Source organism: Serratia sp. EC4, from assembly GCF_059652115.1.
Genome location: NZ_JBNIDE010000001.1, coordinates 603,140 through 617,749, shown reverse-complemented (window position 1 = coordinate 617,749; position 14,610 = coordinate 603,140). Strand labels below are relative to the sequence as shown.

14 protein-coding genes are annotated in these 14,610 nt (G+C 58.8%); 7 read left to right on the top strand and 7 right to left on the bottom strand.

Annotation, left to right across the window (positions count from 1 at the left end):
* Positions 1–59 precede the first annotated feature (59 nt).
* The gene (yebF, locus tag ACP39K_RS02860) at positions 60–419 is read left to right on the top strand and encodes a protein YebF (RefSeq protein WP_016927415.1); all 360 of its coding nucleotides are present in this window, start codon (positions 60–62) and stop codon (positions 417–419) included.
* 57 nt (positions 420–476) lie between these two features.
* On the opposite strand, the gene ACP39K_RS02855 is transcribed toward yebF, so the two are convergent.
* The 5 genes from ACP39K_RS02855 to mdtH all read right to left on the bottom strand — a co-directional run bounded on the left by ACP39K_RS02855 (position 477) and on the right by mdtH (position 5,168).
* Positions 477–1,040 carry a lipoprotein gene (locus ACP39K_RS02855; protein ID WP_016927416.1) on the bottom strand — a complete coding sequence of 188 codons (564 nt, stop codon included), beginning with the start codon at positions 1,038–1,040 and terminating at the stop codon, positions 477–479.
* 152 nt (positions 1,041–1,192) lie between these two features.
* Entirely contained in the window at positions 1,193–2,833 is a 1,641-nt protein-coding gene (locus ACP39K_RS02850; protein ID WP_197788290.1) for an ABC1 kinase family protein, read from the bottom strand.
* A gap of 32 nt (positions 2,834–2,865) precedes the next feature.
* Complete coding sequence (grxB, locus tag ACP39K_RS02845) at positions 2,866–3,513, bottom strand: glutaredoxin 2 (RefSeq protein ID WP_048794910.1); 648 nt, start codon at positions 3,511–3,513, stop codon at positions 2,866–2,868.
* A gap of 127 nt (positions 3,514–3,640) precedes the next feature.
* Positions 3,641–3,889, bottom strand: coding sequence for a hypothetical protein (locus ACP39K_RS02840; protein WP_016927419.1), 249 nt, complete (start codon positions 3,887–3,889; stop codon positions 3,641–3,643).
* Positions 3,890–3,962: 73 nt separating this feature from the next.
* A complete protein-coding gene (mdtH, locus tag ACP39K_RS02835; RefSeq protein ID WP_033640091.1) occupies positions 3,963–5,168 on the bottom strand; it encodes a multidrug efflux MFS transporter MdtH in 1,206 nt (401 codons plus the stop codon).
* 346 nt (positions 5,169–5,514) lie between these two features.
* Between mdtH and rimJ the strand changes: the two genes are divergently transcribed.
* From rimJ to murJ, 4 genes are all read left to right on the top strand, one after another.
* On the top strand, positions 5,515–6,099 hold the full coding sequence (gene rimJ, locus ACP39K_RS02830; protein WP_028127485.1) for a ribosomal protein S5-alanine N-acetyltransferase: 585 nt from the start codon (positions 5,515–5,517) through the stop codon (positions 6,097–6,099).
* Between the two features lie 9 nt (positions 6,100–6,108).
* Positions 6,109–6,756 carry a YceH family protein gene (locus ACP39K_RS02825; protein WP_049190758.1) on the top strand — a complete coding sequence of 216 codons (648 nt, stop codon included), beginning with the start codon at positions 6,109–6,111 and terminating at the stop codon, positions 6,754–6,756.
* A complete protein-coding gene (locus ACP39K_RS02820) occupies positions 6,749–7,669 on the top strand; it encodes a Gfo/Idh/MocA family protein (protein WP_033640093.1) in 921 nt (306 codons plus the stop codon). The genes ACP39K_RS02825 and ACP39K_RS02820 overlap by 8 nt, the downstream gene beginning before the upstream one ends.
* Positions 7,670–7,775: 106 nt before the next feature.
* Complete coding sequence (gene murJ / locus ACP39K_RS02815; protein WP_033640094.1) at positions 7,776–9,311, top strand: murein biosynthesis integral membrane protein MurJ; 1,536 nt, start codon at positions 7,776–7,778, stop codon at positions 9,309–9,311.
* A gap of 62 nt (positions 9,312–9,373) precedes the next feature.
* Here the strand turns inward: murJ and argS are convergent, their stop codons facing one another.
* The gene (gene argS / locus ACP39K_RS02810) at positions 9,374–11,104 is read right to left on the bottom strand and encodes an arginine--tRNA ligase (protein ID WP_016927425.1); all 1,731 of its coding nucleotides are present in this window, start codon (positions 11,102–11,104) and stop codon (positions 9,374–9,376) included.
* Positions 11,105–11,933: 829 nt separating this feature from the next.
* Here argS and ACP39K_RS02805 point away from each other — a divergent pair.
* Complete coding sequence (locus ACP39K_RS02805; protein WP_033640096.1) at positions 11,934–12,500, top strand: VOC family protein; 567 nt, start codon at positions 11,934–11,936, stop codon at positions 12,498–12,500.
* On the opposite strand, the gene ACP39K_RS02800 is transcribed toward ACP39K_RS02805, so the two are convergent.
* Positions 12,497–13,645, bottom strand: a complete 1,149-nt coding sequence (locus tag ACP39K_RS02800) for a MalY/PatB family protein (protein WP_497008281.1) — start codon at positions 13,643–13,645, stop codon at positions 12,497–12,499. The two genes, ACP39K_RS02805 and ACP39K_RS02800, sit on opposite strands and share 4 nt — an antisense overlap.
* Positions 13,646–13,746: 101 nt before the next feature.
* Here ACP39K_RS02800 and cutC point away from each other — a divergent pair, with 101 nt between their 5' ends.
* Positions 13,747–14,505, top strand: coding sequence for a copper homeostasis protein CutC (cutC, locus tag ACP39K_RS02795; protein ID WP_004932400.1), 759 nt, complete (start codon positions 13,747–13,749; stop codon positions 14,503–14,505).
* Positions 14,506–14,610: the final 105 nt, after the last annotated feature.

Sequence of the window (14,610 nt, the reverse complement as noted above, 5' to 3'; positions counted from 1 at the left end):
CGCCCTGTTGTGAGCCAGGGATGGGCGCCCGGATAGCGCTAATCACAACGGGAGGACATATGAAAAAAACGGGTTTGGCTATCGCCTTGTTGGCCATGATGGGAGCATCGACGGCGGTGTGGGCGCAGGATCACGAACAGCGCGCCGCCAAGGTAGGCCAGTGTGCGGGTCTGCAACCGGCGGATATCGCCGCCCAGGTCAAGCGCGACTTCTTGCAGAACCGCATTACGCGCTGGGAGTCGGACAAAAAGCTGCTGGGCACCGCAACGCCGATCGCCTGGGTTAGCCCGGATGCCATCAGCGGCAAGGATCAGATATGGCAGGTGCCGTTGACGGTGCGTGGCACCAAGGCAGATAAAACCTACAACGTGACGCTCAACTGCAATACCGGTGAAATCGCCTACAGCGCCCCGCAGTAACGCTTTCCCGGCAATAAAAAGCCCGCCGAGCGGCGGGCTTGATGTCCTCAGACTGCGTCAGTCGCTGAATGGGATCACCAATTCACCCGGTTTCACTTCCAACCCTTTCGCCAGTTTTTTCGCCAGCGCTTCGGTTTTGCTGTTGTCAGGATTCAGCACATAAGCCGGCTTTTGGTCGAAGTAGGATTTCAGCGACTGGTTCAGATACGGCGTCAGCGCTTTCATTACCGTCTGCATTTTTTCCGGCTGCACGCTGTAATCGGTCAGCTCCATGTCCTTCAGGAAAATGGCGCCCTGCGCCCGGTCGTAGACCGGCTGCGCCTTCAGCGTCAGCTTCAGATCCGCGGTCTGCGGGCCGAGAATCGACGTGATGTTGACCTTGGCGTCGCCGGAAAGGGTGACTTTACCCGGTTCGCTGCGGCCGATTTGGCTTTGCAACTGAGTCAGCACGATGTTGGCGTCCAGCAGGCCGGGCACGCCGATCTGCTTCTGGTAGTCGTTATGTTTCTGCAGGTAATCATTCACTTCCTGCTCGCTCAGGGTGTACTGGGTCAGTTGATTGCAACCGGCCAATACGCCGGCGAACAGCAGGGCGGCTGCGCCCATCAGGATCTTCTTCATTAATGCCTCATTGCGACTGCTGGCGAAAAGTGCTGCAGATAATTGATTAATCATTATAAACGTTCCGCCTGCGCGTGAAAACGGCAGGCGGCGATGTGCAGAGGATAGTGCGCGCAAAAGCGGGCGACACCTATCGGATAACGCCGAAAGCGTCAGCGCCGCAATCGCAGCGCCAAGAGGATCACGCCGGCCAGGCAGGCCGCGCCCCCCAACAGCGGGAACAGCGGAATGCCCCACAGCTGCAGTGAGGAGTGCATCAGATAAGGCGCTAGGCCCAGGGCAAAAGCGGCGGTGACAATGGCGATAGCCAGGGTGACGGCGGCGCGTTCCAACGCCTTGCTCAACTGGCCGAGATTACTGACGTTGATATCGGCATTGAGCTGCCCGCGTTTTAGGCGGCGCACTAACAGCCGCAGGGTTTGCGGCAGTTCTTCCCCGGCGTCGAGCGCTTCCCCGCCCAGGGCCAACAACCGCTGGCGCACGGCGTCAGGGGCATAGCGTTGCAGCACCGTTTGTTGCAGCATCGGTTTGAGGGTGGCGACGATGTCGAAGGCCGGATCCAATCGGTGCAGCACGCCGTCGGCGGTGATTAACGCCTTGAACAGCAGCACCAGATCGGGCGGCAGCGCCAACTGGTGTTCACGCGCCATCACCAGCAGGTCGGTCAGAGCCTTGCCCAACGTCAGGGTGGCGGCGGCCTGTTTGTCGAGAAAGTTTTGCGCCGCCAGCTCCAGATCCATCAGATCCAGCGGCTCGCTGTCCGACCAGGCGATCAGCGTGTTGACGATGCCTTCGGACTGACGATCGGCAATGGCCTGCAGCAGCAGGAGCAGCTGGTTGCGCCGCCGTTCGGACAGCTGGCCCACCATGCCGAAGTCGATGAAGCCGACGCGGTCGCCGCTCAGCGCCATCACGTTGCCGGGGTGCGGATCGGCGTGATACAGCCGGTGCTCCAGCACCATGCTCATAAAGGCGCGGGCGCCGCGCTGCGCCAGCAGCGGGCCGTCAAAGCCCGCTTCCGCCAACTGCCGGGGGTTCTCCGGCGCGGTGCCGGGCAAGTACTCCTGCACTAACAGACGCGGGGAAGACCATTGCCAATAGATTTTTGGCACGACCACGTCGGGTTCACGCGCGAACATGCCGGCGACGCGATCGCAGTTATGCCCTTCATGGGTCAAATCCAGTTCATGATTGAGCGCCGTCGCTAGCGCTCTGACCATCTGCCGTGGTCGATAGCGCGCCAGCGCCTGACTCTGCTGCTCTACGGTTTCCGCCAGCGAGGCCAGCAGCCGCAAATCGGCATGAATGGTTTTCGCCAGGCCGGGCCGCAGCACTTTCACCACCACTTGTTCGCCGCTGTGCAGGCGCGCGCGGTAGATTTGCGCCATCGACGCCGCCGCCAGCGGTGTGCGATCGAATTCGGCAAACAGTTGCTCGGGATCATCGCCGAGATCGGCAACGATCTGCGGCGCCAGCGTTTCCCATGGCAGCACCGCCGCCTGGCTGTGCAGGCGATCCAGTTCGTCGGTCCAGGCCGGATCCAACAGGTCAGAACGCGTGGCCAGGATCTGGCCGAATTTGACGAAGGTTGGGCCTAGCGCCTCGAGCGCTTCGCGCAGCCGCTCGGGCAGGGTTTGGGCGTCCAATTGGGCGGGTTCAGCGCGGGCGCCGCGCAGCAAAGCCCCCAGGCCCAGCAGACGCAGAACGTCTTGCAGGCCGTAACGAATCAGAACGGAGGTAATTTCCTTCAGCCGCGCCCGATCGCGAGCGGTGGCGAGCACCATTTTCAGCATCAGTACGCCATATCCTTTGGGTTATTCAAACGTTATTGTTCCATGTCCAGCAGCAACGGCACTTCGCTGCGTTGCGCCATGCGGTTGCGGTAGGTTTCCACGTTGTCCGGCAGCGCAACCCCGGCGACGATCGACAACGAGCGCAGCAGCGGGAACAGGTGGATATCGTCCTCGGACAGCTCGCCGTTTACCGCTTCGGCGGAGACGATCAGCGGTGACAGGGTTTGCAGATCGGCCTCCAACTGGGCGATCAGATCGGCGCTGTTGGCGAGATGCTCGGCGAAATCACCGATTGACGCCTGCTTTTTATCGATAAAATAACGGCGGGCGCTGTCGGTGGCGAACTCTTCGAAATCGGCATGCGCAATACGCGGCAACAGCAATTTTGCGCTGTACTCGCCGACCCGCTGCAGCCACTCGGCAATGGCGGGGTTGGTGCGGCCGGTCAGCACCGGCTTGCCGTCCAGATTATCGACATAGCGTACGATATCCAGGCTTTCCGGCATCGCTTCGCCGTCGTCTTTGACCAGGATAGGCACCATTTTTTTGCCGATCAGGTTGAGCGGGGTCGTCTCATCGTCGTTGAGCAACGTGACCAGGCGAATCGGCAGACGTTTCAGGCCGAAAATCATGCGGGCTTTAACGCAGAATGGGCAATGATCGTAAATGAACAGTTTCATGCTTGCTCCGGGTTGTCAGGTTTTAACAGCAATAGTTACCACAGCTTATCGAGGCTGTCTTGACGTGCGTGTGTTGGATGGTGCGTTATTGCGATATCGCCCGCGCACCGGCGCGGGCTAGGGGGCGTTATTTCTTGGCCGGTACCGAGTTGAGCACATCGATCAGGTGAATGCGAGCTTCTTCCAAGTCGATTTTGTCACGTTCGTTGGTGGCGGTGACGACCTGCAGCTGTTTGATAATATCGTTTTTCAGGCCGGCGTCGCTGGCGAGGATATGGGCCAGGGCCTTTTCCACCAGGGTGGAACGCGCATAAATCATGCGCAAGTTCAGTATCATATGTTCGAGTAGTTGCGGTAATTTTGCTTCTTCGTTCATGCCGACGGGCTCCTGTGGGTGTTTTTACTAACAGGATAGCAGCTGTTGCCGATTCGGCCGGATTTCTATGGCGTTAACCGCCGCGCAGCATCATCGATGCACTGCGCCGCGGGCTGAACTGCCAGTACAGCGCCAGCAACGTAGCGAAGCCCACGGCTCCAAGCAGCAACCAGGGTAACTCCGGCATGTTCATCGTCCGTCCGGTATCGTACATCCAGCCGCCGCCGGTGTAACCTAACGCGCCACCCAGCGCCAGACCAAGGCGGCTGAAGCCCATATAGCTGCCACGCGCACGTGGATCGGCCAGCGAAGCGCTCAGCGTCTCGCGCGCCGGTTCGGCGATGATCGATCCCAGATAGAAGCAGCAGATCAGCGTGAACACGCCCTGCAAGCTGGTGGCGAGACCGATCGGCAACAGGCTGAGCGTCATCAGCAACAGGCCCGCCATCAGGCGCTGCTCAAGCCGGAAGTGTTTCTCTCCCCAACGCGCCAGCGGATAGAGCAGCGACAACGACAGCGCCGCTTCAATCGCATACATCCATTTCACCGCCGCCGGTGAGCCGGCGATTTCGTTAACCACGATCGGCATCATCAGCATCACCTGTACCGCCAACATGTAATAACCGGTCAGCGTCAGGACATAGGTGAGGAAGCGGCGATCGCGCACGACCCGCAGCATGCCTTCCTTCATCGGTATACGCACGGTAGAGATGCGGTAAGCCGGCAGTAGCCAGGCGTTCCAGCCAGCGGCGAGCACGAAGATCGCCGCCCCCACCCAGCAGACAAAGTGGAAATCGTACTGCAGCAGCCAACTGCCGATCAGCGCGCCGACCACTGCACCTGCGCTGTCCTGCATCATCAGCAGCGAGAAAAAACGGCCGCGTTCATGCGGACGGGTCAGTTTGATCACCAAAGCGGTGCGCGGCGGATCGAATAACGTGCCGCCCAGGGCGGACAGCGCGCAGGAGAACCACAGGATCCAAGGCTCATCCGCCATCGCCATGGTAGCGAAACCGGCGGCGCGCAGCAGCATGCCGGTGACGATCATCGGCTTGGCGCCGAAGCGATCGGCGATGGCGCCGCCAAAGATGCCGAGCCCTTGTTGCAGCAGCTGGCGCAAACCCAGCGCGATGCCGACGATCAGCGCCGCCCATCCTAATTGATCGACAAAGCGGATCGAAATAAGCGGGAACACGACAAAGAAGCCTAAAACCACCAGCAGGTTGTCGAGCAACAGAAAATATTTACCCAAGCTGCGCGCTTGCGACACCAGAGACATGCATCACCATGAGCAATTAAGAGAGAGGGGGAAGGCAACTCCACCATTCTCTACCCAATTGTCGGACGGCGACAGGGGCGGAGTAGATAATATTTTTTTATCGTCAAGGTGTTACCTGCGCTGCAAAATGGGCGGAAAAACGCCGTAAAACGCGTATTCGGTGATTTACTGAGCGACCGGGATTTTACCTCGAGGGCGGGCTACGGTTATATTGAATGCAGGGAAGTGCGGTTCTGAGGCGCTATTGGCTAAATAAAGTCATGGCATTAGATCGGCGCCGGATAATTAACCATGCGACTTCCCAATAAATACTTCTTATCGAACCGTTTTGACTGCGGGGGAAATGATGTTCGGCTACCGCTCTGCATCGCCAAAAGTACGTCTTACTACCGACCGGATGGTGGTCCGTTTAGTGCATGAACGGGACGCCTATCGTCTGGCGGATTATTATGCCGAGAACCGAGCCTTTCTCAAACCCTGGGAGCCGGTGCGCGACGAAAGCCACTGTTATCCTTCCGGCTGGCAGGCGCGTCTGGGCATGATCGCTGAAATGCAAAAGCAGGGCAGCGCCTACTATTTTATCCTGCTCGATCCGCAAGAGCAGGAAGTGCGAGGCGTGGCGAACTTCAGCAACGTGCTGCGCGGTTCGTTTCACGCCTGTTTCCTCGGTTATTCGCTGGGGGAGAAATGGCAGGGACAGGGGCTGATGTTCGAAGCCTTGCAGTCCGCCATCCGCTATATGCTGCGCCAACAGCGCATGCACCGCATCATGGCCAACTATATGCCGCACAACCAGCGCAGCGGCGCATTGCTGACGCGTCTGGGATTCGAACGCGAAGGTTACGCCAAGGATTACCTGCTGATCGACGGCCAGTGGCAAGACCACGTTTTGACGGCATACACCAATAAAGAGTGGCTCCCCCCACGTTGAGGCCAAACGATGAAATATGAATTGAACGCCAGAGAGGCTCGGGTTATCGGCTGCCTGTTGGAAAAACAGGTCACGACCCCGGATCAATACCCGCTTTCGCTGAATGCCATTACGCTGGCATGTAACCAAAAAACCAACCGTGAACCGGTGATGGATCTGAGCGAAAGCGAAGTGCAGCAGCTCCTCGATCTGTTGCTGCGCAAACATTTCCTGCGCACCCTCAGCGGGTTCGGCAACCGGGTAGTGAAGTACGAACAGCGGTTTTGCAACTCCGAGTTCGGCCAACTGAAACTTTCGCCCGCCGAACTGGCGGTGATCGCCACTTTACTGCTGCGCGGCGCGCAAACGCCCGGCGAGCTGCGCACCCGTACCAATCGGATGCACGAGTTCAGCGATGTCAGCGAGGTCGAACAGGTGTTGCAACAGCTGGCCACGCGAGAAGATGGCCCGTTCGTGGTGCGCCTGGCGCGTGAGCCGGGCAAGCGCGAAAGCCGATTCATGCATCTGTTCAGCGGCCAGATTGATGAAGCGCCGCCCGCGGCGTTCGAATCCGAGGACGACGGCGAACTGAGCGCCAGGGTTAGCGCATTGGAAAGCGAAGTGGCGGAACTGAAACGGCAGTTGCAACACCTGTTGGTGAGGGATGCGAATGACTAAATTGCGTGTAGGCGTGGTGGGATTGGGCAGTATCGCGCAGAAGGCTTACCTGCCAATCCTCGGTCAGGCGGCGGATTGGACTCTGGTGGGCGGTTTTTCGCCCAATCAGCAAAAAGCGCAGCCGCTGTGCGACAGCTACCGCATGGCCTGTTTCTCCCGGCTGGACAGCCTGGCCGAACAGTGCGACGCGGTCTTTGTTCACAGCAGCACCGCCAGCCATTTTTCGGTCATTGGCGAGCTGCTGAACCGCGGCGTGCACGTTTACGTCGATAAACCGCTGGCGGAGACGCTGGAGCAGGGCGAGCAGTTGCTTGAGTTGGCCGAGCGGCGGGGCAAAACGCTGATGGTGGGGTTCAACCGCCGTTTCGCACCGCTTTACCGGCAGCTCAAGCAGCAAATGAATCAGCCGGCCTCCATTCGCATGGATAAACATCGAGCGGACAGCGTCGGCCCGCACGATCTGCGTTTTACCCTATTGGATGATTACCTGCACGTGGTGGACACGGCGCTGTGGCTGGCGGGCGGAGGCGAGCAACTGCTGAGCGGCAGCGTGCGCGCCAACGCCGCAGGCGAAATGCTGTACGCCGAGCACCACTTCGCCTGCGGCGACACGCAGGTGACGACCAGTATGCATCGCCGCGGCGGCAGCCAGCGCGAAAGCGTGCAGGCGGTGACCGACGGCGCGCTGTATCAGTTGACCGATATGCGCCACTGGCTGCGTGAAGATGCGCAGGGCGAGTTGGAACAACCGGTGCCGGGCTGGCAAAGTACGCTGGTGCAACGCGGCTTCGACGGTGCGGTGCGGCATTTCCTTGATGCCGTCGCCAATCAGAGCGCGCCGGAAACCGGCGGCGAACAGGCGCTGCTTGCCCAGCGGGTGGTCGAGCGTTTGCTACGGGATAACTCTATGTAACATATGGCGGTAGCTATTCTTTTCCGGATGCGTAAACTGAGCCGATTGTTTCACTGACGCCTGCTGTTGCAGGCGTTGATATTTACGGTACCTATCAGACAACCACATGAACCTACTCAAATCCTTGGCTGCCGTCAGCTCGATGACGATGTTTTCGCGGGTGTTGGGCTTTGCCCGCGATGCGATCGTCGCGCGGGTGTTCGGGGCCGGCATGGCAACGGACGCCTTCTTCGTGGCGTTCAAACTCCCGAATCTGTTACGCCGTATCTTTGCCGAAGGCGCGTTTTCGCAGGCCTTCGTGCCGATCTTGGCCGAATACAAGAGCCAGCAGGGTGAAGAAGCGACGCGCACCTTTATCGCCTATGTCTCCGGGCTGCTGACGCTGGTGCTGGCGGTGGTGACGGTACTGGGGATGTTGGCCGCGCCCTGGGTTATCTATCTCACCGCGCCGGGCTTTACCGATACGCCCGACAAGTTTGCCCTGACGTCGGCGCTGCTGCGCATCACATTCCCCTATATTCTGTTGATCTCGCTGGCGTCGCTGGTGGGGGCGATCCTCAATACCTGGAACCGCTTCTCGATCCCGGCCTTTGCGCCAACGCTGCTTAACGTCAGCATGATTGGCTTCGCGCTGTTCGCCGCGCCGTATTTCCACCCGCCGGTGCTGGCGCTGGCCTGGGCGGTGGTGGTAGGCGGCGTGCTGCAACTGGGCTACCAGCTGCCGCACCTGCGCAAGATCGGCATGCTGGTGCTGCCGCGCCTCAAATTGGGCGATGCCGGAGTCTGGCGGGTAATGCGTCAGATGGGGCCGGCGATCCTTGGGGTGTCGGTCAGCCAAATCTCGCTGATCATCAACACTATCTTCGCATCGTTCCTGGTATCCGGCTCGGTGTCCTGGATGTACTACGCCGACCGCCTGATGGAATTTCCTTCCGGCGTGTTGGGTGTGGCATTAGGCACCATCCTGCTGCCGTCGCTGGCCAAAAGCTTCTCAAGCGGCAACCACGACGAGTATTCGCGCCTGATGGATTGGGGGCTGCGCCTGTGTTTCCTGCTGGCGCTGCCGAGCGCCATCGCGCTGGGCATTTTGGCCAAACCGTTGACCGTCTCGCTGTTCCAGTACGGCAAGTTCAGCGCCTTTGACGCGGCGATGACGCAACGCGCGCTGGTGGCTTACTCGGTGGGGCTGATGGGGCTGATCGTGGTTAAAGTGCTGGCGCCGGGCTTCTATTCGCGGCAGGACATCAAAACGCCGGTCAAGATCGCTATCATCACGCTGATCATGACGCAGGTGATGAACCTGGCGTTTATTGGTCCGTTGAAGCATGCCGGCCTGGCGCTGTCGATCGGCTTGGCGGCTTGCCTGAACGCCTCGCTGCTGTATTGGCAGCTGCGCAAGCAGAAGATTTTCCAGCCACAGCCGGGTTGGGCGCTGTTCCTCACTAAGCTGGTGATCGCCGTGCTGGCGATGTCGGCGGTGCTGATTGGCGTGATGTGGCTGATGCCGGCTTGGGATCAGGGCAATATGCTGGAACGTTTGCTGCGTTTGGCTGCGGTGGTGGTGGCCGGTGTGGTGGCCTACTTTGGCGTGCTGGCCGGGTTGGGCTTCCGCCCGCGTGATTTTGCGCGCCGCGTCGCCTGAGCCGAATGCAAGAACAAAAAAAGGTCGCCTTGGCGACCTTTTTACTTTCCGCGCGGTGCGGCTTACATGCGTTCGACGGTTTCGATGCCCAGCGTGTCCAGGCCGGTTTTCAGCGTTTTAGAGGTCAGCAGCGCCAGCTTCAGGCGGCTCTGACGGGTTTCTTCGCTGTCGGCGTTCAGGATCTGGCAGTGCTCGTAGAAGCTGGAGAACAAGCCGGCCAGATCATACAGGTAGCTGCACATGACGTGAGGCGTGCCTTCACGTGCAACGGTGGTGAGCACCTCTTCGAACTGCAGCAAACGGGTAGCCAGCGCAATTTCACGCTCTTCGGTCAGCGTCAGCGGCAGTGTCAGGCTGCTTTCGTCGATCCCGGCGCGCTTGAATACCGATGCCACACGGGTATAGGCGTATTGCATATAAGGCGCGGTATTGCCCTCGAAGGCCAGCATGTTGTCCCAGTCGAAGACATAGTCGGTGGTGCGGCTTTTCGACAGATCGGCGTATTTCACCGCGCCGATGCCGACCACGCGGGCCACGGTCTTCATTTCATCTTGCGGCATGTCCGGGTTTTTGCCGGCGATCAGCTGTTCGGCGCGTTCGATGGCTTCATCTAGCAGATCGGAGAGCTTCACCGTGCCGCCCGAGCGGGTTTTGAATGGCTTGCCGTCTTTGCCCAGCATCATGCCGAACATGTGGTGCTCCAGCGAGACGGACTCCGGCACGTAACCGGCCTTGCGCACGATGGTCCAGGCCTGCATCAGGTGCTGATGCTGGCGGGAGTCGATGTAATACAGAACGCGGTTGGCGCCCAGAGTTTCGTAGCGATACTTGGCGCAGGCGATATCGGTGGTGGTGTAGAGGTAGCCGCCATCCTTTTTCTGGATGATGACGCCCATCGGGTCGCCGTCCTTGTTCTGGTATTCATCGAGGAACACCACGGTGGCGCCTTCGCTTTCCACCGCCAGCCCTTTGGCTTTCAGATCGGCGACGATGCCCGGCAGCATCGCGTTATACAGGCTTTCGCCCATCACGTCGTCTTCGGTCAGCGTGACGTTCAGGCGGTTATAGGTCAGCTGGTTTTGCGCCATGGTGATGTCGACCAGCTTGCGCCACATTTTCAGGCAGTACTGATCGCCGCCCTGCAGCTTCACGACGTAAGCGCGCGCGCGCTCGGCGAACTCGGCGTCTTCGTCGTAGTGTTTCTTGGCTTCGCGATAGAACTGTTCCAAATCGGACAGGCCCATATCGCTGGCGTTTTCGTTCTGCATTTTTTCCAGGTAGGCAATCAACATGCCGAACTGAGTGCCCCAGTCGCCGACATGGTTGGCGCGGATCACTTTATGGCCCAAAAACTCCTGGGTACGCGCCGCGGCGTCGCCGATGATGGTGGAGCGCAGGTGGCCGACGTGCATCTCTTTCGCCACGTTCGGCGCGGAGTAGTCGATAACAATGGTTTGCGGTTCAACCGGCGCAATGCCCAATTTCGGTGCGTTCAGCACCTGATCGGCCTGGCGGGCGACCCAGTCGCTGTTCAGGAAAATGTTGATAAAGCCGGGACCGGCGATTTCCACTTTACCGGCGACGTCGCCGAGATCCAGCAGTTGCACCACTTTTTCCGCCAGCTGACGGGGCGGCATGCCCAGCTTTTTGGCGACTGACATCACGCCGTTGGCCTGGTAATCGCCAAACTGCGCCTTGGCGGAAGGGCGGACCTGCGCTTCGCAATCGGCTGGCGCGCCAGCGGCGATCAGCGCCTGGCTGACTTTATCTGAAAGAAGAACCTGAATATTCACCGGGTTACCTTAATGACGAACGAGGGGCTGAAGCCAGCCCCTGCGGGATTCAACGGTGGCGGGCGCGATGGGCGACCGCCACAAAACAGCCTGTAATTGTAACCGATCTGACGAAGCCCGTCAGCAGTTGGCGCGGCCGCTGCGATGAAACAGTTGTCGGGTGCGGCGCGTTGATTGCCGGAAGGTGAAAGCAGAATGACCTGAACAGAATGTACGAAGGGGAGAGTTGCGAAGCTAGCGTTTTTTATTGCGGCGACCAGCATCAAGCGTGTTGACGCTGCGTGATTTGAAATGACGGTAGATGGCGTATACGGCGATAATTATCAACACCAAGGATATCGTCAGCAATAACATAATGATCATCTCGAATTTAAATTTCCTCCAAAGTAGCGGAGTTGTCTTGGTGAATCAATTGTCTGGGGGTAAATTAAGATAATCCTTAGCTTCCCATCAATTAATGGGGTTTATTTTCTTTTTTTACAATAGGTTGTGCTTATGGTTTTATGTGGCTTCGATAAGTGAATCAGGTTTGATTAAACCAGACTATTCAATCGACTTGGCCAATGGAGTGCAGAGGGTTTTGTGCAAAATAACTTAAATCATAACGTCATGAAGAGAAGGTATAATGGCTTGCGAAAAATCTTATTTTTTATTTTTCTGTTGCTTTAATAAGCTGTCATCTTAATAAGAAACTGGTTTTTATTCTCCCCGTCCGCAACCAAAAAATCATTCTGAACCGCCGCCGAAAAACGTCGCCACGGTGGCGAGCGCTGCCGCCACCGTGTAAATTACGGCGTTTAACTTTGCGCTCCGTTGTTTTGAGGTTTCTATGACCACTCCCTTGCAGGCCGTTGCCGAGCTTGACGATCTGACGCTCGATTTGCCGCGTTTCGAGCAGGCGCTGCATCAATTTGCCGCCAAATTGCGGCTTGATCTGGCCGCGTTTACCGCCGATCACATCTCCCTGCGCTGTCACCAGAATGCCACCGCTGAACGTTGGCGCCAGGGGCTGATGCAGTGCGGGACACTGCTATCCGAATCGATGATCAACGGGCGGCCTATCTGCCTGTTCGATTTGTCTCAGCCGCTGGCCGTAGGGCCGTGGCGGATAGACTGCATCGAACTGCCGTATCCAGGGGAGAAACGCTATCCGCACGAAGGCTGGGAACACGTCGAATTAGTGCTCAGTGGCGATCCTCAGACGCTGTACGCTCGGGCGTTGAGCCACCTTGCCGATGAAGCATTGTTGGCGCCAGGGATCAAGCTGAAGCAAAGCTCGCCAAAAGGTGAGGGCGAGCGGCTACCGAACCCGACGCTGGCCATCACCGACGGAACGGTCACGATCAAGTTTCATCCGTATTCCATTCGAGACATCGTCGCCAGCGAACAAGGTTAGCCAGGCAGCGCCGCACAGGCTCGCGCCATGCGATCGAGCGCTTCATCGAGCAGGGCCCATCGGCAACCAAAGTTAAGCCGCACAAAGCGTCGATCGCCGAAATCCAAACCGGCGCTTAATCCAACGCCCGCGCGCTCGAAGAACTGATGCGGATTGTCCACCGGCAACGTGCCGCAGTCGATCCAGGCCAAATAGGTGGCTTCAATCGGCAACAACTTCAATCCCGGCATGGCGTTGATGCGTGCTGTCACCCGATCGCGATTGGCGCGCAGATAAATCAACTGCTCGTCCAGCCAGGGTTGCCCGTATTGATAGGCCGCCTGGGCGGCGACCAGTGCCAGCAGATTGACCTCCGGCACGATGCCGCTGCGCGCGCGTTTCAGCTTTTGTCGCAGCGCTTCGTTGGGGACGATCGCCATCGAGGCGCCGAGCCCGGCGAGATTAAACGTCTTTGACGGTGACATCAGCGTCACGCTGCGTTGGGCCGCGTCTTCATTCAGGGTGGCGAAGGGGATATGGCGCGCGCCGGGCTCAAGCAGCAGTTCGCAGTGAATTTCATCCGAACAGACGATTAAATCGTGTTCGCGAGCGAACCGGTGGTGCTGCAACAGCTCCTCTCGGCGATACACGGTGCCACCGGGGTTCTGCGGGTTGCACAGCAACAGGAGTTTTTCGTTGCCGTTGAGCCGATCATGCATCGAGGAAAAATCCAGCCCCCAACGCTGGTTGACCGCTGTTAGCGATACCGAAAGGTGTTTACGCCCGGCGAATTTGGCCGCTTTGCGAAACGGCGGATAAATGAGCGAGGGAGCCAGCGTGCTCTGATGTTCTTCGGTGCAGGCTCGCACGCACAGGTTCAGGCCGCACACCAGGCCAGGCAGGAAAATGATCCATTCAGGCTTGATGTGCCAATCGTAGCGCTCTACCATGCGGCGGGTAAAAACCTCAATAAGATCAGGGGATGGGTGGGTGTAGCCGAATACGCCGTGTGCTATGCGGCGCTGCAAGGCTTCGATCACCGCCGGCGGTGAGGTGAAATCGCTGTCGGCGACCCAAAGCGGGATGATGTCGCTGCCGCGATATTTATCCCACTTAACGCTGTCACTGTGACTGCGGTCTACCCATTGATCAAAATTGAATGCCATAGTGATAACCCTGAGCCGGTTTATGCCTATGCATGAGCCTACGTGAGAAATGAAGAAATGAACAATTGCCGCCGTATGTTGGCCGTTATCTGGGGGTGACAATGATAAAACTGGAAGTTTGTTGCTTTAGCGTCGACTGTGCGCTGACGGCCGAACGGGCGGGCGCCGATCGCATCGAGTTGTGCGCCAGCCAGAGCGAAGGGGGATTGACGCCGAGCTATGGCACGCTGCGTCTGGCGCGTGAGCGGGTTTCGATCCCGGTGCATCCGATCGTTCGCCCGCGCGGTGGCGATTTCTGCTACGGCGCGGTGGATTTCGAAGTGATCAAACAAGATATCCGCCAAATTCGCGAGATGGGGTTCCCCGGCGTGGTGGTTGGTATGCTGGACGACGAAGGGCACATCGATCTGCCGCGCATGCGCGAAGTGATGAGGCTGTGCGAAGGCATGGCGGTGACGTTCCATCGCGCGTTCGATATGTGCCAGAATCCGATGGTGGCGCTGGAGCAACTGACCGAGCTGGGTGTGGCGCGCATTCTGACCTCCGGCCAGCAGCAGAGCGCCGAACTTGGCCTGCCGTTGCTGCGCGATTTGCGCCAGGCCAGCCAAGGCCCGGTGATCATGGCGGGTGCCGGCGTGCGCCTCAGCAATCTGCATAAGTTTGTCGATATCGGCCTGCATGAACTGCACAGCTCTTCCGGCCATCTGGTGCCGTCGACCATGCGTTATCGCAAGGCGGGCGTCACCATGTGCTCCGATAACGAGTTTGACGAATTTAGCCATTATTGCGTGGATGGCGAAATGGTGGAGGCGATGAAAAACGCGCTGGCCTTGGTTGATCCTCTGGCGCAAAGCGCATAAACACGCAGTTAGCCGCGTTTGACAACCGGTTTCCGGGCCGTAAGACCCCTTTGCGTGTCACTGAGCCCTCGGCGATCACGCAAGTACCAGGCCCCGGCGTTTTGC